The following is a 21900-nucleotide window of genomic DNA, read 5'->3' as shown; positions in this document are numbered from 1 at the left end:
GTCATCCGACGCGCTCCTCCTCCCGGGCGGCACCCCGCTCCGGCCCGGCGGTCCCGGCGGTCCCTTCGCCCTCCGGGTCCCCGTCGGGCCCGGGGGTCCCCGCGGTCCCGGGGCTGCCGCCCTCGCTGATCCCGAAGCGGTCGTGGAAGCGGCGCAGCGGACCCGGTGCCCACCAGGTGAGGCGGCCGGTCAGCTTCATCACGGACGGCACGAGCAGGCTGCGCACCACCATGGCGTCCATGAGCACGGCCAGGGCGACCCCGAGGCCCAGCATCTTGGTGTTGGTGACCCGGGAGGTGCCGATGGCGACCATCACCACCGCGAGGATGACGGCGGCCGCGGTGATCAGCCCGCCGGTGCGCCGCAGCCCGAAGCGGACCGCGTGCTCGTGGTCGCCGGTGGCGTCGTACTCCTCCTTGATCCGGGAGAGCAGGAACACCCCGTAGTCCATGGAGAGTCCGAAGGCCACGCAGAACATCAGCACGGGCAGGGTGGTCTCGATGTCCCCGGTGGACGTGAAGCCCAGCAGGCCGGAGAGGTGTCCCTCCTGGAAGACCCAGACGACCGCGCCGAACATGGCGGTGAGGCTGAGCGCGTTGAGCACGACCGCCTGGATCGGGATGAGCAGGCTTCCGGTGAGCAGGAAGACCAGGGCCAGGGTGACGACGACGATGATCGCGGCGGCCCAGGGCAGCCGCTCGCCGATGGCGTCCTTGGAGTCGACGAGGACGGCGGCCGCGCCGGTCACGGAGGTGTCGAAGGGGGCCTTCTCCGCCCGCAGTTCGCCGACCACGCGCTGGGCGTCGGGGCCGACGGTCTCGCCCTCGGGGACGACGGTGAAGTAGGCGTGCCCCCGCCCGCCGGCCGGGGAGGTCACCGGGCCCTCGACCCGCGCGACCCCGTCGAGGGACTCGATCCGCTCGCGGTACCCGGCGTACTGCCCGGGGGTGGCCGCGCCCTCGGCGAGGACGGTGATCCCGCCGCCGGGGTTGCCGGGGAAGCCGTCCCGCAGCCGGTCCTGGACCACCCGGGACTCGGCGGTCGCCGGGAGCTGGCGGTCGTCGGCGGTGCCGAACTTCACGCCGAGGAAGGGCAGTCCGAGGAGCACGAGCCCGGTGGCCGTGGCCACGGCGAAGAGCGGAGCCCGCCGCATCACCAGGGCCGCCGTGCGCGCCCAGCCGGCCCCGGTCTCCCGCTCGGCGGCCCCGGCACCGGCCGCTTCGGACCCGGCACCCGACCGGCGCCGGAAGAGCCGCCGCAGGTCCAGGGCGTTGACCCGGTCGCCGAGCAGGAGGAGCGCGGCCGGCAGCAGGATGAGCGCGGCCGCGGCGGCGAGCAGGACGACCGCGATGCCGGCGTAGGCGAAGGAGCGCAGGAAGTACTGCGGGAAGACCAGCATCGCGGCGAGCGAGACGGCGACGGTGAGGGCGGAGAAGAGCACGGTCCGCCCGGCGGTGCGCAGGGTGGTGGCGACGGCGGTCCCGGTGTCGGCGCCGCCGGCCAGCTCCTCGCGGAAGCGGCGGACCACGAACAGGGCGTAGTCGATGGCGAGGCCGAGTCCGAGGGCGGTGGTGAGGTTCTGGGCGAAGACGGAGACGTCGGTGAGTTCGGTGATGCCGCGCAGCACGGCGTTGGTACCGAGGATGGCGACGATGCCGATGCCGAGCGGGAGCAGGGCGGCGACGGCGCTGCCGAAGACCATGACGAGCAGGACGAGGGTGATCGGCAGGGCGATCATCTCGGCCCGGAGCAGGTCCTCCTGGATGACCGTCTGCATCTCGTGGCGCACGGCGAGCGGGCCTCCGACGGAGACCTCCACCGGTCCGTGGGTGCCCCGGAACTCGGGGGCGATGCGCTCCAGGACCTCGCCGGCGGCCTTCTCCTCGCCGTCGATCCGGGCGGCGATCACGGCCCGGCGCCCGTCCTCGGAGCGGAGCGCCGGGGAGCCGGTCTGCCAGTAGGAGCCGACTCCGCCGACGCCGGGCTCGGCGTCGAGCCGCTCGGCGAGCCGGCGGGCCTCCGCGGCGACGGCCGGGGAGTCGACCCCGGCGGCTCCCGCATCGACGAGGAGCAGCAGATTGGGCTGGGAGGCGGGGAACTCCCGCTCCAGGACCTCCAGCGCATACGTGGACTCGGCGTCCGGGTCCTCCCAGCCGCCGCTGCCCATCCGGTCGCCGACGCCGCTGCCGGCGAGGACGGCGAGCGCGGTGATCACGAGCGCGACGAGGAGCGAGAGGCGTGGCCTGGCCGTCACGAACCGGGTCCACCCCCCGCCGGCGGACGGTTTCTTGACTTCGGCCATGACGCGGTGTCCCCTTCACCGTGACCCAGGCGCTCGCTTCCCGGCAGGTCGCATGGGTCGCCCATTGCCATAGACTGGCAAACACGAGTGATCACTCGCGTTTCTCAAGAATGCGAGCGACCTCTCGTGTTTGTCAAACGCGTTGAAGGGAGCTGGGGACAGCCATGTCCGGAGGAAGGTCCGAGGGCGGGCCCGCAGACAGGTCCGCGGACGGGCCCGGCAGGACCGCGGGCGGGGCCGCGGACGGCGTCGGGGACGGGGCCGAGGAGCCGAGGCCGCGCCGCCGCCAGGCCCGCGGCGAGCGCCGTATCGCACAGCTGCTGCAGGCCGCCGCCAACGTCTTCTGCGCCTACGGGTACACGGCGACCAGCACCAACGCGATCGCCCGCGAGGCCAGCGTCTCCCCCGGCACGCTCTACCAGTACTTCCCCAACAAGGAGGCGATCGCCATAGAGCTCGGCGAGCGGCTGCTCACCGAGATGCGGGAGGCGCACGGGCAGGCCTTCACCCCCGAGAACCTGGCGCTGCCGCTGCCGCAGATGCTGGACGCGGTGCTCGACCCGATGATCGAGTTCAACTGCCAGAACCCGGCCTTCCTCGCCCTGATGCACGGCTCGGAGGTCCCCGGCCGGATCGCCGAGGAGCACGACGCCCTGCACGCCTCGCTGCTGGCCCGGGTCGGCGACCTGCTCGCCCACTACCTGCCGGACAGCGGGCCCGCCGAGCGGGCCCGGATCGCCGACATGACCTTCGCCGTCGTCAAGGCCGGTCTCGCGCTCGTGCTCGCCGCACCCGAGGGCCCCGAGCGGGACGCGGTGGTCGCCGAGATGAAGAAGGCGGTGCTGCGCTACCTCGACCCGGTCGTCGGGGACGCGCTCACCAGGATTCCGAGCCCGTGACCCGCTCGGCCGGCAGCGCCTTCTCGCCGGCCCGCGCGCGCAGCTTCAGGGCGAGCAGCGGGAAGACGAGGACCGAGACCATCCCGGCCCCCACGAGGGCCGCCGCCTCTCCCGCCGTCAGCGCCTCGTCGTCCACGCCGATGGTGGTGATGGCGACGACGAGCGGCAGCGCCGTGGAGCCGTAGAGGACCAGCGCGCCCCGGTCCCGCCGGCCGAGGTCGCGCGGGGCGAGGAACCAGACGGGGGCGCCCCGCACCACCAGGAACAGCGCAAGGAAGAGCGGCAGGAGCAGCAGCGTACGGCCGCCGGCGAGCAGCGAGTCGAGGTCGAACTCGATGCCGGTGACGACGAAGAAGACGGGGACGAGGAAGCCGAAGCCGACCGCCTCGACCTTCTCCAGGATCAGCTCGCCGGATTCGGGGGCGGCCCCGGTCAGGACCAGACGGGTGATCAGGCCGGCCGCGAACGCGCCCAGCAGCACGTCGAGTCCGAGCGCCGTGGACGCGCCCAGCATCAGCGCGAGCAGCAGGAAGACGAAGCGGACAGCGAACTGTCCGCTGGTGTGCAGGGTCCTGGCGATGATCCGGGAGAACCAGGGCCTGCGCGGCCTCAGCGCCCAGTAGACCGCGCCCGCGGTGAGCGCGGCGAAGGCGGCGAGCAGGGCGGTCGACTGGGCGGGGTTGCGGCCGCTCAGCAGCAGCGCCATGGCGATGATCGGCCCGAACTCGCCCACCGCGCCGAAGGCCATCACCACCGACCCGAACCGGCCGTGCAGGTCGCCCGCGTCGCGCAGCACCGGCAGGACCGTGCCGAGCGCGGTACTGGTCAGCGCCACGCCGATGAAGACGCCCTTCTCGTACCCGCCGCCCAGCAGCACGCCGGCCCCGAGGCCGAGCACGAGGGCGGCCGCCCAGGCCCACCCGGAGCGCTTCAGGGTGTCGCCGCGGACCTTGCCGAACTCGATCTCGTACCCGGCGAGGAAGATCAGCATCGTGAGGCCGAGCTGCGAGAGGCCGTCGATCAGCGCGCTCGGCTTCGCCCAGTCCAGGACGTCGGGCCCGACGACGATGCCGAGCAGGATCTCGAAGATGACGAGCGGCACGGGGAGCCAGCGGCCGGCCCCGTAGGCGAGCAGCGGCGCCAGGACGGCGATCGTCATGATCAGGATCAGCGTGGTCCCCGAATGCGACATATCGGGTATCTACCATAAGCTCCGGTCAGATGGCCCGTCGGCGGAGGGACTTGGAGGTCTCGCTGTGTACGACCAGCAACCCCGCACCCATACACCGCCCCCGCCCCCGCCCGTCGAGACGCCCCGCCCCGGCCTCTGGCGCCGCTGCCTGTGGGGCGGCCTCGCCCTGTGGGCGCTCACCGCGGTCGTCACGTACGCGACGGAGAACACCACGCTGCTGCCGACGCTGATCCTGCTCGGCAGCTTCCTGGTGCCCGCGGTCTTCGTGCTCTGGGCCTACGAGCGGCACGGCCGGGACTTCGGGGTGCCGGTCATCCTCGGCTGCTTCGTCACCGGCGGGGTGCTCGGGGTGCTCGGCGCCTCCGTCATGGAGTACTACCTGCTGCACCCCTCCCTGTGGATGTTCCTCGGGGTCGGCCTGATCGAGGAGGCGGTGAAGCTCGCGGCGCTGATGTTCGTGGTGCGCCACCGGCCCTGGCTGCGCGGGGTGCGGGCCGGCCTGGTGCTCGGCGGCACGGTCGGCTTCGGCTTCGCCGCGTTCGAGAGCGCGGGGTACGCGTTCAACGCGGCCGTGACCATGGACGGCATCGACCTGCGCTCGCTGCTGGAGACCGAGATCCTGCGCGGGGTCCTCGCCCCCTTCGGCCACGGCCTGTGGACGGCCGTCGCGGGCGGGGTCCTGCTGGCCTACCGGCGGACCGACGGTCGCTTCCGCTTCACGGGGCCGGTCGTCGGCGCGTACCTCGGGGTGGCCGTGCTGCACGCGCTGTGGGACTCGATGCACGGCATCGCGCTGTGGCTGGTGCTCCGGCTCACCACCACGGACCTGGACCGGTCGCTCTTCGCCCAGGGCTACCTGCCGGACCCGACCGCGCGGCAGGAGCACCTCTTCACCCTCTTCTCGGTGGGCGGTCTGGTGCTGGTCACGGCGGCGGGACTGGTCTGGCTGAGGTCGCTCGCGAGACCCGGGCGGGGCGCTTCCTGGATTCATACCCCCTAGGGGTATAATATGTGCTAGTACGGCATAGGCGCACCGAAGCGCACCACCCCGGAAGAGGAGAACGTCATGGCCGAACTCACCACCGTCTACCAGGTCAAGGGCATGACCTGCGGGCACTGCGAGGGCGCGGTCTCCAGTGAGATCTCCGAGATCTCCGGGGTCTCCTCCGTCAAGGCCGTCGCCGCCACCGGCGAGGTCACCGTGACCTCCGCCGCCCCGCTCGACCCGGAGGCCGTCCGCGCCGCCGTCGACGAGGCCGGCTACGAGCTGGTCGGCCCGGCCGCCTGATCCCCGCGCCACCCGTGCAGGGCCGTACCGTTGCGGTACGGCCCTGTACTCGTTTCGGAAGCCCTGGGACCCCCACATGACCTCCACGACCACCGAGCTGACGATCGGCGGGATGACCTGCGCCTCCTGCGCGGCCCGCGTCGAGAAGAAGCTCAACCGGATGGACGGCGTGACCGCGACGGTCAACTACGCCACGGAGAAGGCGCGCGTCGAACACCCCGCGGAGGTCACGGTCGACGAGCTGATCGCCACCGTCGTCAGGACCGGCTACACCGCCGAGGAACCCCTGCCGCCGGAGCCCGAGCCGCAGACGGAAACGGAGCCGGAGACCGGGCCGGGAAGCGCCGCCGCGGCCGGGAACCCCGCACTCGCCGCGCTCCGGCAGCGACTGACCGTCTCCGCCGTCCTCTCCCTCCCGGTCGTGCTGCTCGCCATGGTCCCGGCCCTCCAGTTCGACAACTGGCAGTGGCTCTCGCTCACCCTCGCCGCCCCCGTCGTCGTCTGGGGCGGACTGCCCTTCCACCGCGCCGCCTGGACCAACCTGAAGCACGGCGCCGCCACCATGGACACCCTCGTCTCGGTCGGCACCCTCGCCGCCTTCGGCTGGTCGCTGTGGGCGCTCTTCCTCGGCGACGCCGGCACCCCCGGCATGCGGCACCCCTTCGACCTCACCGTCACCCGCGACCACGCCTCCTCCACCATCTACCTGGAGGTCGCCGCCGGAGTCGTCACCTTCATCCTCCTCGGCCGCTACCTGGAGGCCCGCGCCAAGCGGAAGGCCGGCGCCGCCCTGCACGCCCTGATGCGCCTCGGCGCCAAGGACGTCGGCGTCCTGCGCGGCGGCACGGAGGTACGGATCCCCGTCTCCGCCCTCCGCACCGGCGACCGCTTCGTCGTACGCCCCGGCGAGAAGATCGCCACCGACGGCACCGTCACCGAGGGCGCCTCGGCCGTCGACGCCTCGATGCTCACCGGCGAGTCCGTCCCCGCCGACGTGACCGCGGGCGACCCCGTCACCGGCGGCTGCGTCAACGTCTCGGGCCGCCTCGTCGTCGAGGCCACCCGAGTCGGCGCCGACACCCGGCTGGCCCGGATGGCCAAGCTCGTCGAGGACGCCCAGAACGGAAAGGCCGAGGTCCAGCGGCTCGCCGACCGGATCTCCGCCGTCTTCGTGCCCGCGGTGCTCCTGATCGCCCTCGGCACCCTGGTCGGCTGGCTGCTGGCGACCAGCGACACCACGGCCTCCTTCACCGCCGCCGTCGCCGTCCTGATCATCGCCTGCCCCTGCGCCCTCGGCCTCGCCACCCCGACCGCCCTCATGGTCGGCACCGGCCGCGGCGCCCAGCTCGGCATCCTCATCAAGGGCCCCGAGGTGCTGGAGTCCACCCGCCGCGTCGACACCGTCGTCCTCGACAAGACCGGCACGGTCACCACCGGCCGGATGACCCTCACCGAGGTGTACGCGTACGAGGGCGTCGACGAGGCCGAACTGCTGCGCCTCGCGGGCGCCCTGGAACACTCCTCCGAGCACCCGGTCGCCCGCGCCGTGGCGGCCGGCGCCGCCGCGAGGACCGGCGAGCTCCCCGTACCGAAGGCCTTCGAGAACGTGCCCGGACTCGGCGTGCGCGGCTCGGTCGACGGACACCTGGTGCTGGTCGGACGCGCCGCGCTGCTGGCGGCCGAGGAGATCGGCGTACCGGACGGGACGACCGGGCCCGGGGTCGTGCACGTCGCCTGGGACGGGCTCGCCCGAGGGACGCTGACGGTCGCCGACACGGTCAAGGAGACCAGCGCGGAGGCAGTCGCCCGGCTGCGCGGCCTCGGGCTGCGGCCGGTGCTGCTCACCGGGGACGGCCGGGAGGCGGCCGAGCGGGTGGCGGCGGAGGTCGGCATCGACGAGGTGATCGCCGAGGTGCTGCCGCAGGACAAGGTCGACGTGGTCCGCGGGCTCCAGGAGCGGGGACGCACGGTGGCGATGGTCGGCGACGGGGTCAACGACGCCGCGGCGCTGGCGACGGCCGATCTGGGCCTGGCCATGGGCACCGGTACGGACGCGGCGATCGAGGCGAGCGACCTGACGCTGGTCCGCGGGGACCTGCGGGTCGCGGCGGACGCCATCCGGCTCTCCCGGCGCACGCTGGCGACGATCAAGGGGAACCTGGGCTGGGCCTTCGGCTACAACGTGGCCGCGCTGCCGCTGGCGGCGGCGGGACTGCTCAACCCGATGATCGCCGGACTGGCGATGGCGTTTTCCTCCGTTTTCGTCGTGACCAACAGCCTGCGGCTGCGGCGCTTCACGTGAATTCACCTACACGTGACGCACAGGACCTTCACAAAGAGATCTAGATCACAGATATTTGGGGGTAACCATCTGGGCTGTTCGCGAGTCTAAGTGGGCGATGCCGAGAACGTCTTGGGGGACGTTCATGGGATGTCTTGGGGGACGTCCCAGGCAAGCGCGGCCGGGGCACGTGCACGGGGAGCTTTGAGCGGCCCTCCCGTACGTACCCCGGCAGACCGCGCGAGCAGACGCCCGGCCCGGATCCCGTGGGGGGAATCCGCACCGGGATATGGAAAGCGCCCCGACCGCCGACCCGTGGGGGGATCGGCGGCGGGGCGCTTTTCGCACCGCGGGGCCCGCCGGGGCGGGCCGTACCGGTCGTGCTCCTCGCGCGCTGCGCGTCAGCGGGACTCGACCGGGACGAAGTCGCGCTCGACGACTCCGGTGTAGATCTGGCGCGGGCGGCCGATGCGGGAACCCGGCTCCTTGATCATCTCGTGCCACTGGGCGATCCAGCCCGGCAGGCGGCCGAGGGCGAAGAGCACGGTGAACATCTCGGTCGGGAAGCCCATCGCGCGGTAGATCAGACCCGTGTAGAAGTCCACGTTCGGGTACAGGTTGCGCGAGACGAAGTACTCGTCGGAGAGCGCGTGCTCCTCCAGCTTCAGCGCGATGTCCAGCAGCTCGTCGGACTTGCCGAGGGCCGAGAGGACGTCGTGCGCGGCAGCCTTGATGATCTTGGCGCGCGGGTCGAAGGACTTGTACACCCGGTGGCCGAAGCCCATCAGGCGGACGCCGTCCTCCTTGTTCTTCACCTTGCGGATGAAGGAGTCGACGTCGCCGCCGTTGGCCTTGATGCCCTCGAGCATCTCCAGCACCGACTGGTTGGCGCCACCGTGCAGCGGGCCCCACAGCGCCGAGATGCCGGCGGAGATCGAGGCGAACATGTTCGCCTGCGAGGAGCCGACCAGACGGACGGTGGAGGTCGAACAGTTCTGCTCGTGGTCCGCGTGGAGGATCAGCAGCTTGTCCAGCGCCGAGACCACGACCGGGTCGAGCTCGTACTCCTGCGCCGGGACCGAGAAGGTCATGCGCAGGAAGTTCTCGACGTACCCGAGGTCGTTGCGCGGGTAGACGAAGGGGTGGCCGATCGACTTCTTGTACGCGTACGCGGCGATTGTCGGCAGCTTCGCGAGCAGCCGGATCGTGGAGAGGTGACGCTGCTCCTCGTCGAACGGGTTGTGGCTGTCCTGGTAGAAGGTGGACAGCGCGGAGACCACGGAGGACAGCATCGCCATCGGGTGGGCGTCACGCGGGAAGCCCTGGAAGAAGCGCTTGACGTCCTCGTGCAGCAGCGTGTGCTGGGTGATCTCGTTCTGGAAGGCCGCGAGCTCGTCGGCCTTCGGAAGCTCACCGTTGATCAGCAGCGAAGCCACCTCAAGGAAGGTGGACTGCTCCGCCAGCTGCTCGATGGGGTAGCCGCGGTACCGCAGAATGCCCTGCTCACCATCGAGGTAGGTGATGGCGGATTTATAGGCGGCGGTGTTGCCGTATCCGCTGTCCAGGGTGACCAGACCGGTCTGGGCTCGGAGCTTCCCGATGTCGAAGCCCTTGTCGCCGACGGTGCTCTCGACCACCGGGTAGGTGTATTCACCGTCCGCGTACCGCAGTACTACAGAGTTGTCGCTCACGTCATCCCTCACCGACGTAGTGCCTCTTCTTCGAGGTGCCCTGACTGTCTCTACCATCCCCCATTTGGCTCAGGAGAGTGCACTCGGGGTCGACCTTTGGGCCAATCGGCGGCACTCAGTGCCGCCAACCTGCTCATCCTGCCCCCTTCGCCCCGGTTCCGGAAGTCCTCCGTGATCTTTCACACCAGACTGCCCCCTGTGAGCCGATGTGCGAGTGCGGTAAAGCGCCGTCCGGCCGAAACCGTGCGGACCGCCTGGGCGATCGCGCGGCGGGAGCCGACCAGCACCACCAGCTTCCGGGCGCGGGTGACGGCCGTGTACAGGAGGTTGCGCTGGAGCATGGTCCAGGCACTCATGGTGACCGGGATCACCACCGCCGGGTACTCGCTGCCCTGGGAGCGGTGGATGGTCACAGCGTAGGCATGGGCGAGCTCGTCCAGCTCGTCGAAGTCGTACGGGACCTCCTCGTCCTCGTCGGTGCGCACGACGAGCCGCTGGTCGACGGGGTCGAGGGAGGTGACGACGCCGACGGTGCCGTTGAAGACGCCGTTGGCGCCCTTCTCGTAGTTGTTGCGGATCTGGGTGACCTTGTCGCCGACGCGGAAGACCCGGCCGCCGAAGCGCTTCTCGGCCAGGTCCGGGCGGGCCGGGGTGATCGCCTGCTGGAGGAGCCCGTTGAGCGAGCCGGCGCCGGCGGGGCCCCGGTGCATGGGGGCGAGGACCTGGACGTCGCGGCGGGGGTCGAGGCCGAACTTGGCGGGAATCCTGCGGGCGGCGACCTCCACGGCGACCCGGGCGGCGTCCTCGGTCTCCTCCTCGGCGAAGAGGAAGAAGTCCGGCAGCCCGGTCGTGACGGGCGGGAGGCCCTCGTTGATCCGGTGGGCGTTGGTGACCACCCCGGACTGCTGGGCCTGGCGGAAGATCCGGGTCAGCCGGACGGACGGGACCGGGCTGCCCGGGGCCAGCAGATCGCCCAGGACCTCGCCGGCGCCGACCGAGGGCAGCTGGTCCACGTCGCCGACCAGGAGCAGATGGGCCCCGGGTGCCACCGCCTTGACCAGCTTGTTCGCCAGCAGCAGGTCGAGCATGGAGGCCTCGTCGACCACGACCAGGTCCGCGTCGAGCGGCCGGTCCCGGTCGTAGGCCGCGTCGCCGCCCGGCTTCAGCTCCAGGAGGCGGTGGACCGTGGACGCCTCGGCCCCGGTCAGCTCCGCCAGCCGCTTGGCGGCCCGCCCGGTGGGCGCGGCGAGCACCACCTTGGCCCGCTTGGCGCGGGCCAGCTCCACGATCGAGCGGACCGTGAAGGACTTGCCACAGCCCGGGCCGCCGGTGAGCACGGCGACCTTGCGGGTGAGGGCGAGCCGCACGGCCTCCTCCTGCTCGGGCGCCAGCGAGGCCCCCGTCCGGTCCGCGAGCCAGGCCAGCGCCTTGTCCCAGGCCACGTCCCGGAAGGCCGGCATCCGGTCCTCGGCCGCCCCGAGCAGGCGCCGCAGCTGCCCGGCCAGGGAGAGCTCCGCACGGTGGAACGGGACCAGGAACACGGCGGTGACGGGCAGCCCCTCGGGCCCCGGCACCGTCTCGCGCACGACCCCCTCGGGATCCTCGGCGAGCTCGGCCAGGCACTCGATGACCAGGCCCGTGTCGACCTGGAGCAGCTTCACCGCGTCGGCGATGAGCCGCTCCTCGGGGAGGTAGCAGTGGCCCTGGTCGGCGGACTGCGACAGCGCGTACTGGAGGCCGGCGCGGACCCGGTCCGGGCTGTCGTGCGGGATGCCGACGGCCTGGGCGATCCGGTCGGCGGTGAGGAAGCCGATGCCCCAGACGTCGGCGGCGAGGCGGTAGGGCTGGTTCCGCACGACGGAGATCGAGGCGTCGCCGTACTTCTTGTAGATCCGCACGGCGATGGAGGTCGAGACGCCGACGCCCTGGAGGAAGACCATCACCTCCTTGATGGCCTTCTGCTCCTCCCAGGCCGCGGTGATGTTCTTCGTGCGCTTCGGGCCCAGGCCCGGGACCTCGATCAGGCGCTTGGGCGCCTCCTCCAGGATCTGGAGCGTGTCCAGGCCGAAGTGGGTCGTGATGCGGTCGGCGAAGACGGGGCCGATGCCCTTGACGAGGCCGGAGCCGAGATAGCGCCGGATGCCCTGGATGGTGGCGGGCAGGACGGTCGTGTAGTTCTCCACGGTGAACTGCCGCCCGTACTGCGGGTGGGAGCCCCAGCGGCCCTCCATCCGCAGCGACTCCCCCGGCTGGGCGCCGAGCAGCGAGCCGACGACCGTGAGCAGGTCGCCGGAGCCCCGGCCGGTGTCGACCCGGGCGACCGTGTAGCCGCTCTCCTCGTTGGCGTAGGTGATCCGCTCCAGGACCCCTTCGAGCACTGCCAGATTCGACATGACCCGAAGGTAGCGAAGGGCTCGGACATCCCGCCGGGCCTGTGGACGAACGCGGGCGTCCCCCTGTGGACAACTCCGGGATGCCGGGCCGCGGGTGGAACCGTAGCGTTTCCGTCATGAGTGACGAATCATTCCAGGACGACGTCCTGAGCGAGCTCGGCGACGACCGGCTCCAGGAGATCGCCGGTCTGCTCGGCACGGACTCCGACGGGGCCCGGGAGCTCGTGGGCAGCTCGGTGGCCGAGCTCTCCGGCGAGCTGCGCTCGGCCGCCGCGGAACCGGCCAGCGCGGACGAGGTCCGGGCCGCCGTCACCGAGGTCTCCACCGCCGAGCCGCCGCTCCAGGGCGTCGCGGCCTTCGGCGGCCTGGTGGGCGGCGGCCTGATGGCCGGCGTCCTCGCCAAGCTGGCCAAGCCCGCCGCCAACGCGGTCGCCAAGAAGACCGGCATCCCCGCCCCGACCGTCAACCGCGCGGTCGAGCTCCTGGTGCCGGTGGTCCTGGCCGTGATCACCAAGCGGGCGGCCACCCGGAAGGGCGGCGGGCTCGGGGACCTCCTGGGCGGCACGAAGAAGTAGCGGCGGCGCCGAGGGGCGGGCGGGGACCCACGACGCCCCGGCGCCCCGGGCTCCCTCCGCCCCGGCTCACACCGCCAGGAACGCCTCCAGCGTCTCCTCCAGGACCTCCGCCCCGTCCCTGGCCCACAGGCCGTCGTTGAAGAGCTCGACCTCCACCGGTCCGGTGTATCCGGCCCGTTCGACGAGGGCCGCCCAGCCGGGCAGGTCGATCGCGCCGGTGCCCAACTGGCCCCGGCCGTGCAGGACTCCGGCCGGCAGCGGGGTGGTCCAGTCGGCGAGCTGGAAGGAGTGGATGCGGCCCGCCGCGCCCGCGCGGGCGACGGCCGCCGGGGCGCGGTCGTCCCACCACAGGTGGTAGGTGTCGACGGTGACGCCCACCCGCTCGGCGGGGAACCGCTCGGCGATCTCCAGGGCCTGGTCCAGGGTGGAGACGGCGCAGCGGTCGGAGGCGAACATCGGGTGCAGCGGCTCGATGGCCAGGCGGACGCCGCGCTCCTCCGCGTACGGGGCGAGGGCGCCGATCGCGTCGGCGATGCGGGCGCGGGCGCCGGGCAGGTCGCGGCTGCCCTCGGGGAGGCCGCCCGAGACGAGGACGAGGGTGTCGGTGCCGAGCGCCGCCGCCTCGTCGATCGCCGCACGGTTGTCCTCCTCCCAGCCGTCGGTGGTGAAGAAGCCGCCCCGGCACAGGGTGGTGACGGCGAGCCCCGCGTCCCGTACGAGGGCGGCGGCGTCCTCGGTCCCGTACGCGCGGACCGGTTCGCGCCACAGGCCGATGCCGGGGATGCCGAGCCGGACGCAGTGGGCGACGAGTTCGGGCAGGGGCAGCTGCTTGACGGTCATCTGGTTGATGCTGAAGCGGTCGGGGTTCACGCGGGGACTCCGTACACCGTGAGCAGGGAGCGCATCCGGGAGGCGGCGAGCTCCGGGTCGGGGAACAGGCCGAGGCCGTCGGCGAGTTCGTAGGCGCGGGCGAGGTGCGGCAGGGAGCGGGCCGACTGGAGGCCGCCGGCCATCGCGAAGTGGTCCTGGTGGCCGGCCAGCCAGGCGAGGAGGACGACCCCCGTCTTGTAGAAGCGGGTCGGGGGCTCGAAGAGGTGGCGGGCGAGCGGGACGGTGGGGTCGAGGAGGGCGCGGAAGCCCTCGGTGCCGCCGGTGCCGCCGGCGTCCCGGGTGTCCCGGGTGTCCCCGGTATCCGGGGCGCCCCCGGTGTCCCGGGTGTCCCGGGTATCCGGGGTGCCCCCGGTGTCCCCGGTGTCCCGGGTGCCTCCGGTGCCCCCGGCGTCGAGGAGCCGGACCGCCTCGGCGGCCAGGGGGCCCAGGGGGTCGAAGACGCCGAGCAGGGCGTGGCTGAAGCCGTGTTCGTCGCCGGCGATCAGTTCGGGGTAGTGGAAGTCGTCCCCCGTGTAGCAGCGCACGCCGCGTGGCAGCCGGCGGCGCAGGTCGACCTCGCGGCGGGCGTCGAGGAGGGAGACCTTGATGCCGTCGACCTTGCCGGGGTGGGCGGCGATGACCTCCAGGAAGGTCTCGGTGGCGGTGTCGAGGTCGGCGGAGCCCCAGTAGCCGTCGAGGGCGGGGTCGAACATCGGGCCGAGCCAGTGCAGGATCACCGGTTCGCCCGCCTGGCGGAGCAGCTGCCCGTAGACGTCGAGGTAGTCCTCGGCGGACGTGGCGGCGGAGGCGAGGGCGCGGGAGGCCATGAGGACGGCCTGGGAGCCGGTCTCCTCGACGAGGGCGAGCTGTTCCTCGTAGGCCGCGCGGACGGTGGGGAGGTCGGCGGGGCCGGTGAGCTGGTCGGTGCCGACGCCGCAGGCGATCCGGCCGCCGACCGCCTTGGCCTCGGCGGCGGAGCGGCGGATCAGTTCGGCCGCGCCCGCCCAGTCGAGGCCCATGCCGCGCTGGGCGGTGTCCATGGCCTCGGCGACGCCGAGGCCGTGCGCCCACAGGTGGCGGCGGAAGGCGAGGGTGGCGTCCCAGTCGACGGCGGCGGGGGAATCGGGGCTGGTGTCGGCGTACGGGTCGGCGACGACGTGCGCGGCGGAGAAGACGGTACGGGAGACGAGGGCGCCGCCGACGGCCCCGAGGCGCGCGGGCTCGGCCCGCGGCCGGTACTCCCGCAGACCGCCGCCCGCGCGGGGGAGGCGGATCGGGGCCGGGCCCGCCGGGCTCACAGGGTCACCTCCGGGACCTCCAGGCGGCGGCCCTCCGCGGCCGAGCGGAGGCCGAGTTCGGCGAGCTGGACGCCCCGGGCGCCCGCGAGCAGGTCCCAGTGGTAGGGCTCGCCGAGGGCGACGTGGCGCAGGAAGAGCTCCCACTGGGCCTTGAAGCCGTTGTCGAACTCGGCGTTGTCCGGGACTTCGTTCCACTGCGAGCGGAAGGAATCGCCGGCGCCGAGCGGGAGGTCGGGGTTCCAGACCGGCTTGGGGGTGGCCGAGCGGTGCTGGACGCGGCAGCCGCGCAGTCCGGCGACGGCGGAGCCGTGGGTGCCGTCGACCTGGAACTCGACGAGTTCGTCGCGGTGGACGCGTACCGCCCAGGAGGAGTTGATCTGGGCGACGGCGCCGCTCTCCAGCTGGAAGATGCCGTACGCGGCGTCGTCGGCGGTGGCCTCGTACGGCTTCCCCCGCTCGTCCCAGCGGCGCGGAACGTGGGTGGCGACGTGGGCGGTGACGGCGGTGACCCGGCCGAAGAGCTCGTGGAGCACGTACTCCCAGTGCGGGAACATGTCGACGACGATGCCGCCGCCGTCCTCGGCGCGGTAGTTCCAGCTGGGGCGCTGGGCCTCCTGCCAGTCGCCCTCGAAGACCCAGTAGCCGAACTCGCCCCGTACGGACAGGATCTCGCCGAAGAAGCCGCCGTCGATCAGGCGCTTGAGCTTGCGCAGTCCGGGGAGGAAGAGCTTGTCCTGGACGACGCCGTGGCGGATGCCGGCGTCGCGGGCGAGGCGGGCGAGCTCCAGGGCCTCGTCGAGGCCGGCGGCGGTGGGCTTCTCGGTGTAGACGTGCTTGCCCGCGGTGACGGCCTTCCTGATCGCCCCGGCGCGGGCGGTGGTGACCTGGGCGTCGAAGTAGATCTCCACGGTGTCGTCGGCGAGGACCGCGTCGAGGTCGGTGGACCACTCGGTGAGCCCGTGCCGCTCGGCGAGGGCGCGCAGGGCCGGCTCGCGGCGGCCGACGAGGACCGGCTCGGGCCACAGGGTCTCGCCGTTGCCGAGGTCGAGGCCGCCCTGGTCGCGCAGGGCGAGGATCGAGCGGACGAGGTGCTGGCGGTAGCCCATGCGTCCGGTGACGCCGTTCATGGCGATGCGGACGGTTCTGCGTGTCACGGAGCTCTTCCTCTCACCGGCTGTCGCGCGCTTCCCGGTCCGCCGGGCAACCGCGGCCCCAGCCGATAGAAAGCGCTTTCTATCGGCGATGACGCTAGCCTGCCGACATCACCGCCGACAAGGGCCTGGAGGTACGTACGCGATGACCGTCACCCTGGCGGACGTGGCCGACCGCGCGGGGGTCTCCCCGGCGACCGTCTCGCGCGTCCTCAACGGCAACTACCCGGTCGCCGCCGCCACCCGGGAACGGGTGCTGGCCGCGGTCGACGAGCTGGACTACGTCCCCAACGGGCCCGCGAGCTCGCTCGCCGCGGCCACCTCCGACCTGGTCGGGATCCTGGTCAACGACATCGCCGACCCCTTCTTCGGCATCATGGCCGGGGCGGCGCAGAGCGCGATCGGCGAGGGCGGACCGGGCCGGGCCGGGGGCGGCGAGAAGCTGGCCGTCGTCTGCAACACGGGCGGTTCGCCCGAGCGCGAACTCACCTATCTGACCCTGCTCCAGCGGCAGCGCGCCGCGGCCGTGATCCTGACCGGCGGCTCCCTGGAGGACCCGGGGCACCTCGCGGCGACCGCGGCCAAGCTGGCGCGGCTGGCCGACGGGGGCACCCGGGTGGTGCTGTGCGGGCGGCCCCCGCTCCCCGGCGACACGACGGCGGCGACGCTCGCCTTCGACAACCGGGCGGGCGCGCGCCGGCTCACCGAGCACCTGCTGGAGCTCGGGCACCGGCGGATCGGCTACGTGGCGGGGCCGGCGGACCGCACGACGACCCGGCACCGCCTGGAGGGCCACCGGGCGGCGCTCGCCGCGGCGGGAGTGCCCGAGGGGCCTGCCGCGCACGGTCGCTACGACCGGTCCTCCGGCTACGAGGCGACCAGCGAACTCCTGCGCCTCGACCCGGAGTTGACCGCCATCGTCGCCGCCAACGACACGGTCGCCCTGGGGGTCTGCGCGGCCCTGCGGGACCGGGGCCTGAGCATCCCGGACGACGTCTCCGTCGCGGGCTTCGACGACCTGCCCTTCTCGGTCGACGCGGTCCCCGCGCTCACGACCGTACGGCTCCCCCTGCACGAGGCGGGCGTCCGCGCGGGCCGCCTGGCCCTCGGCACGGAACCGGCCCCGCCGGGCGGCCTGGCGACGGTCCCGGCGGAGCTGGTGGTGCGGGGATCGACGGGGCGGCCGCGGGGGTGGCCGGCCGACGCCGGGGGCTGAGCTACTTCTCCGGCGTCAGGCCGGTCGCCGCGAGGACCGCGGCGACGGTCTCCTCGACCGTCTGGTCCGCGTTGTCGATCCAGACGCCCTCGCCGGAGAGCTCTTCGCGCATGGCCTCGTCGAGGAAGGCCCAGTTGGTCGTGAGCTTCTTGTGGCGGGCGTTGTTGCGCTCCCAGGCCTTCTCCGGGCCGGGGGCCAGGACCACCACGTGGAGCGGGCCCGCCTTCACGTGGGCGCGGTAGAAGTCGAGGTGGGAGCGGCGGACGACCACGTCGTCCATGACCGCCAGGAAGCCGGCCCCGACGAAACTGTCCGCCAGGAGGCAGCCGTTGCGGGCGCGCAGCAGGATCTGCCGGTCCGCCTCCGGGTCGCCGTCCGGGCTGGGCCAGCGGCCGCCCTGGACGATCAGCTCCTGGAGGTGGTCGACCTCGATGTGCGCGGCCCGGTCGAACCGGGCCGCGACGGCCGCCGCGACGGTGCTCTTGCCGCTGCCCGGGATGCCGACGAGGAGCAGGGTGCCGGCGGCGGGGGCGGGGGTGTCGACGGTGACGTTCTCGAAGGTCATGCACGCTCTTTCGGTACGGGGTCCGCGAGGGCCGCGGGGGTCGTGACGCCCGCGGGGGCCCCGGAGTTCGGGACGCCTGCGGCGTTCCGGGCGTTCTCGGGGGTCTTGATCAAGGGCACGTGCACGTTACGTTCCCGGTCCCCCGCCGCGCCAGCCCTTTCCGCGGCCGGCCGCCGGCCCGCCGTCACCGAGGTCAGGGCGACGCCCCCGACGAGGAGGGCGGCGGCGCACCAGCGCAGGGGGCTGACCGCCTCGCCCAGGAAGAGGGCCGCGGAGGTCATGCCGAAGACCGGGACCAGGAGGGAGAAGGGGGCCACCGAGGAGGCGGGGTGCCGGCGGAGCAGCCAGCCCCAGGCGCCGAAGCCGAAGACGGTCGTGACCCAGGCGACGTAGACGATGACGCCGGCGCCGGTCCAGTCGAGCCCGCGCAGCGCCGCCAGGTCCCGCTCCGGGCCTTCGAGGAGGAGGGAGAGGGCGAGCAGCGGCAGGACGGGCACGGTGCTGACCCAGACCATGAAGTTGAGGGCGTCGGGCGGGGCGGCCTTGCGGGTGAGGACGTTGGAGACGCCCCAGCACGCGGCGGCGGCGATGATCAGGGCGAAGCCGGTGAGGGGGCCCGAGGCGCCCTCGTCGACGGCGGCGACGCCGATGCCGGCCAGGGCGACGCCCATGCCGAGCAGCTTCACCCGGCCCGGTCGTTCCCCGAGCGCGAGGAAGGCGAACAGGCCGGTGAAGACGGCCTGGACCTGGAGGACCAGGGAGGACAGGCCGGCCGGGGCACCGAGGTCCATGCCGGTGAAGAGCAGTCCGAACTTGGCCACCCCGAGGGCGAGTCCGACGCCCACGATCCACTTCCACGCCACCTTGGGGCGCCCGACGAAGAAGACCGCGGGGAGGGCGGCGACGAGGAAGCGGAGGGCGGAGAAGAGCAGCGGCGGGAAGTGGTCGAGGCCGATCTCGATGACGACGAAGTTGACTCCCCAGACGGCGGCGACCAGGGCGGCGAGGGCGAGGTGGGCGGGGCGCATACGGACGAGGATCACCCGGCCGGACCGTGTAGCACCAGCACGGATCCCTTCATGGTTGGATGAAGTACCGCTACATCCACAGGAGCGTCCCGGGAGGCCCCCGTGCTCGATCTCGGACGTCTGCGCGCCCTGCACGCCGTCGCCGTCCACGGCAGCGTCGGCGCGGCCGCCGCCGCCCTCGGCTACACGCCCTCCGCCGTCTCGCAGCAGATCGCCAAGCTGGAGCGGGAGACCCGCACGACCCTGCTCGAACGCAGCGGCCGCGGCGTCAGGCTCACCGACGAGGCGCACCAACTCGCCGACACCGCGCAGCAATTGATGTCGCTCGTGGAGGCGGCGGAGGTCCGGCTCGAAGAACGCCGGGGGCTTCCCGCGGGGCGGCTGACCATCGGCTGTTTCGCGAGTGCGGCGCGCGGCCTGATGCCCCGGGCGCTCGCCGGTCTGGCCCGCCGCCACCCGGATCTGGACGTCCGCCTGTCGGAGGTGGACCCGCACCTGTCCGTGGACCTGGTCGGGCGGGGCGTGATCGACCTGGCCGTCGCGCACGACTGGGACATCGCCCCGCTCCCCGTACCGCCCGGGGTGGAGCAGGCGGTGATCGGGGACGACCTGTGCGACGTCCTCGTGCCGGCGGGGCACCCGCTGGCGGCGCGGGAGTCGGTGCGCCGGGAGGAGCTGACCCAGGAGCGGTGGATCACCCAACCGCCGGGGACGGTGTGCCACGACTGGCTGATGCGGACGCTGCGGGCCACCGGCTGCGAGCCGCTGATCGCCCATCAGGCGGAGGAGAACCACACCCAGGTCGCCCTGGTCGCCGCCGGGCTCGGGGTCGCCCTCGTGCCGCGCCTGGGCCGCGGGGCGCTGCCGCCGGAGGTGGCCCCGGTGCACCTCGATCCGATGCCGACCCGGCGGCTGCGGGCGCTGTGGCGGACCGGGGCGGCGCGGCGGCCCGCGATCACCGAGACCGTCCGCACCCTCCAGGAGCTGTGGCCCGAGGTGGCCGCCGCGTCCTGAGGCGGCCACCCGCGGAAGCCCGGAGCCGGAGCCGGCCCGGAGCCGGACCCGCCCGGAGCCGGACCCGCCCGGAGCCGGCCCCGAGCCGGGTGGGGACAGGGCGCGAAGGGTGGCATAAGCACGGCAAGCGCCCGTGTTTCTGTGCGGGTCCTTGACCTGGCAGTTACTTTCGGGCTATCCGTGGCTTCTTGGAAGTTTCCTTCACTCTTCCTCCCACCACCCTGCACGGCCGGAAGGAGCAACAGTTGCACCACCGCGCCCCCTCCTCGGATCCCTCGTCCGACCGCTCGCCCTCCCCCTCCCGCCGGACCCTCCTCACGGTGACCGCCGTGGCCGCGGCCGCCGCCGTCACGGGCGTGACCGTCCCCGCCGCCCACGCCGGCGAGCGGCGCCACGGCGACCGCGCGCTCCGGGACCTCGTCTCCGGGATGTCGCTGGAGGAGAAGGTCGGCCAGCTCTTCGTCATGCGGGTGTACGGCCACTCCGCCACCGCCCCCGACCAGGCCGACATCGACGCCAACCTCAGGGAGATCGGCGTCCGCGACGCCGCCGAGCTCGTCGAGCGCTACCACGTCGGCGGCATCATCTACTTCGGCTGGGCCCACAACACCCGCGACCCGCACCAGATCGCCGAGCTCTCCAACGGCATCCAGCGCGCCGCCCTCGCCCAGGCCACCCCGATCCCGCTGCTCCTGTCGACCGACCAGGAGCACGGGGTCGTCGCCCGGATCGGCGAGCCCGCCACCCTGCTGCCCGGCGCCATGGCGCTCGGCGCGAGCGGCTCGCACGAGGACGCCCGCGCGGCCGGCCGGATCGCGGGCGCCGAGCTGGCCGCCCTCGGCATCCGGCAGGACTACGCACCGGTCGCCGACGTCAACGTCAACCCGGCCAACCCGGTCATCGGCGTCCGCTCCTTCGGCGCCGACCCCGAGGCCGTCGCCGGACTGGTCGCGGCGCAGGTCAAGGGCTACCAGCGGGCCGGGGTCGCGGCCACCTCCAAGCACTTCCCAGGCCACGGCGACACGGCCGTCGACAGCCACAACGGGCTGCCCGTCATCACCCACACCGCCGAGCAGTGGGCGGCCATAGACGCACCGCCGTTCCAGGCCGCGATCCGGGCCGGCATCGAGTCCATCATGACCGCGCACATCGTCGTCCCCGCGCTCGACCCGAGCGGGGACCCGGCGACCCTGTCCCGGCCGATCCTCACCGGCATCCTGCGCGAACGGCTCGGCTTCGACGGCGTGGTGGTGACCGACTCGCTCAGCATGGAGGGCGTGCGCACCAAGTACGGCGACGACCGCGTCCCCGTCCTCGCCCTCAAGGCGGGCGCCGACCAGCTGCTCAACCCGCCGAAGCTGGACCTCGCCTGGAACGCGGTCCTGAAGGCCGTCAAGGACGGCGAGCTGACCGAGGCGCGGCTCGACGAATCGATCCTCCGGATCCTGCGGCTGAAGGCCCGGGTGGGTCTGTTCGAGGACCCGTACGTCACCTCCGACGGAGTGGACCGCACCGTCGGCACCCGCGCCCACCTGGACCGCGCCGACCGGATCGCCGAGCGCACCACGACCCTGGTGGTCAACGAGGAGGGCTTCCTCCCGCTGAGCCGCCGCACCCACCCCAAGGTGCTGGTCGTCGGCGCCGACCCGGCCTCGCCGTCCGGTACCACCGGCCCGCCGACCACGGTGCTGGCCGCCGCCTTCGCCGAGCTCGGCTACACCGCCACGTCGGTGTCCACCGGCACCGTCCCCACCGCCGCTCTGATCGAGCGGGCGGTGGCCGCCGCGGCCGGCCAGGACGTCGTCGTCGTGGGGACGTACAACCTCACGCCGACCACGAGCCAGCTCACCCTGCTGGCCCGGCTCACCGCGACCGGGGTGCCGGTGGTGACCATCGCGCTGCGCAATCCGTACGACGTCGCCAGGATCACAGGACAGCGGGCCAGCCTCGCCACCTACTCCTGGACGGACGTCGAAATGCGCGCCGCCGTACGGGTGATGGCGGGCCGGGTGAAGCCGCGCGGCCGGCTGCCCGTGGCCGTGCAGAGCGCCGCGGACCCCGCGCAGGTGCTGTACCCGGTCGGCCACGGCCTCTCGTACCGCTGACGCTCCCCCGGACGGCCGTGAGCCGACACCCC

At 73.1% G+C, this 21900-nt stretch carries 17 protein-coding genes; 8 read left to right on the top strand and 9 right to left on the bottom strand.

Annotated features, from left to right (window positions below):
- Position 1 precedes the first annotated feature (1 nt).
- Positions 2-2302: an MMPL family transporter gene (locus ABD981_RS25760; RefSeq protein WP_046907179.1), complete on the bottom strand. Its 2301-nt coding sequence runs from the start codon at positions 2300-2302 to the stop codon at positions 2-4.
- Between the two features lie 164 nt (positions 2303-2466).
- Between ABD981_RS25760 and ABD981_RS25755 the strand changes: the two genes are divergently transcribed.
- Entirely contained in the window at positions 2467-3201 is a 735-nt protein-coding gene (locus ABD981_RS25755; RefSeq protein WP_046907178.1) for a TetR/AcrR family transcriptional regulator, read from the top strand.
- Here ABD981_RS25755 and ABD981_RS25750 read toward each other — a convergent pair.
- Entirely contained in the window at positions 3179-4393 is a 1215-nt protein-coding gene (locus ABD981_RS25750) for a cation:proton antiporter (protein WP_046907177.1), read from the bottom strand. The genes ABD981_RS25755 and ABD981_RS25750 overlap by 23 nt on opposite strands.
- A gap of 64 nt (positions 4394-4457) precedes the next feature.
- Here ABD981_RS25750 and ABD981_RS25745 point away from each other — a divergent pair, with 64 nt between their 5' ends.
- The 3 genes from ABD981_RS25745 (at position 4458) to ABD981_RS25735 (ending at position 7983) form a co-directional block, all read left to right on the top strand.
- Complete coding sequence (locus tag ABD981_RS25745; RefSeq protein ID WP_046907176.1) at positions 4458-5393, top strand: PrsW family intramembrane metalloprotease; 936 nt, start codon at positions 4458-4460, stop codon at positions 5391-5393.
- Between the two features lie 66 nt (positions 5394-5459).
- Complete coding sequence (locus ABD981_RS25740; RefSeq protein WP_046907175.1) at positions 5460-5681, top strand: heavy-metal-associated domain-containing protein; 222 nt, start codon at positions 5460-5462, stop codon at positions 5679-5681.
- Positions 5682-5757: 76 nt separating this feature from the next.
- Positions 5758-7983 (top strand): heavy metal translocating P-type ATPase, encoded by a 2226-nt coding sequence (locus tag ABD981_RS25735; protein ID WP_046907174.1) that lies wholly within the window; start codon positions 5758-5760, stop codon positions 7981-7983.
- 380 nt (positions 7984-8363) lie between these two features.
- Here the strand turns inward: ABD981_RS25735 and ABD981_RS25730 are convergent, their stop codons facing one another.
- The gene (locus tag ABD981_RS25730; protein ID WP_046907173.1) at positions 8364-9653 is read right to left on the bottom strand and encodes a citrate synthase; all 1290 of its coding nucleotides are present in this window, start codon (positions 9651-9653) and stop codon (positions 8364-8366) included.
- Between the two features lie 179 nt (positions 9654-9832).
- A complete protein-coding gene (recD2, locus tag ABD981_RS25725; protein WP_046907172.1) occupies positions 9833-12046 on the bottom strand; it encodes an SF1B family DNA helicase RecD2 in 2214 nt (737 codons plus the stop codon).
- Positions 12047-12162: 116 nt separating this feature from the next.
- On the opposite strand from recD2, the gene ABD981_RS25720 reads away from it, so the two are divergent.
- Positions 12163-12621: a DUF937 domain-containing protein gene (locus ABD981_RS25720; protein ID WP_046907171.1), complete on the top strand. Its 459-nt coding sequence runs from the start codon at positions 12163-12165 to the stop codon at positions 12619-12621.
- Between the two features lie 66 nt (positions 12622-12687).
- Here ABD981_RS25720 and ABD981_RS25715 read toward each other — a convergent pair whose 3' ends face one another.
- From ABD981_RS25715 to ABD981_RS25705, 3 genes are read right to left on the bottom strand one after another with little or no spacing between them, the layout of a single operon-like run.
- Positions 12688-13461: a sugar phosphate isomerase/epimerase family protein gene (locus ABD981_RS25715; protein ID WP_046907248.1), complete on the bottom strand. Its 774-nt coding sequence runs from the start codon at positions 13459-13461 to the stop codon at positions 12688-12690.
- Between the two features lie 26 nt (positions 13462-13487).
- Positions 13488-14789 carry a dihydrodipicolinate synthase family protein gene (locus ABD981_RS25710; protein ID WP_240495170.1) on the bottom strand — a complete coding sequence of 434 codons (1302 nt, stop codon included), beginning with the start codon at positions 14787-14789 and terminating at the stop codon, positions 13488-13490.
- Positions 14786-15943 carry a Gfo/Idh/MocA family protein gene (locus tag ABD981_RS25705; RefSeq protein WP_046907170.1) on the bottom strand — a complete coding sequence of 386 codons (1158 nt, stop codon included), beginning with the start codon at positions 15941-15943 and terminating at the stop codon, positions 14786-14788. Before ABD981_RS25705 ends, ABD981_RS25710 begins: the two co-directional genes overlap by 4 nt.
- Before the next feature lie 142 nt (positions 15944-16085).
- On the opposite strand from ABD981_RS25705, the gene ABD981_RS25700 reads away from it, so the two are divergent.
- Positions 16086-17156 carry a LacI family DNA-binding transcriptional regulator gene (locus ABD981_RS25700; RefSeq protein WP_046907169.1) on the top strand — a complete coding sequence of 357 codons (1071 nt, stop codon included), beginning with the start codon at positions 16086-16088 and terminating at the stop codon, positions 17154-17156.
- A 1-nt stretch (position 17157) separates the two neighbouring features.
- Here ABD981_RS25700 and ABD981_RS25695 read toward each other — a convergent pair whose 3' ends face one another.
- The gene (locus ABD981_RS25695; protein WP_046907168.1) at positions 17158-17721 is read right to left on the bottom strand and encodes an AAA family ATPase; all 564 of its coding nucleotides are present in this window, start codon (positions 17719-17721) and stop codon (positions 17158-17160) included.
- Positions 17718-18749 carry an EamA family transporter gene (locus tag ABD981_RS25690; protein ID WP_046907246.1) on the bottom strand — a complete coding sequence of 344 codons (1032 nt, stop codon included), beginning with the start codon at positions 18747-18749 and terminating at the stop codon, positions 17718-17720. Before ABD981_RS25690 ends, ABD981_RS25695 begins: the two co-directional genes overlap by 4 nt.
- Before the next feature lie 102 nt (positions 18750-18851).
- Here ABD981_RS25690 and ABD981_RS25685 point away from each other — a divergent pair, with 102 nt between their 5' ends.
- Positions 18852-19763 carry a LysR family transcriptional regulator gene (locus tag ABD981_RS25685; RefSeq protein ID WP_046907167.1) on the top strand — a complete coding sequence of 304 codons (912 nt, stop codon included), beginning with the start codon at positions 18852-18854 and terminating at the stop codon, positions 19761-19763.
- 245 nt (positions 19764-20008) lie between these two features.
- Positions 20009-21868, top strand: a complete 1860-nt coding sequence (locus ABD981_RS25680; RefSeq protein ID WP_046907166.1) for a glycoside hydrolase family 3 protein — start codon at positions 20009-20011, stop codon at positions 21866-21868.
- Positions 21869-21900 lie beyond the last annotated feature (32 nt).

The organism is Streptomyces showdoensis, assembly GCF_039535475.1.
Taxonomy (GTDB): domain Bacteria; phylum Actinomycetota; class Actinomycetes; order Streptomycetales; family Streptomycetaceae; genus Streptomyces; species Streptomyces showdoensis.
Note: the sequence above shows the minus strand (reverse complement) of the source record. Positions and strands in the feature narration are given on the sequence as shown.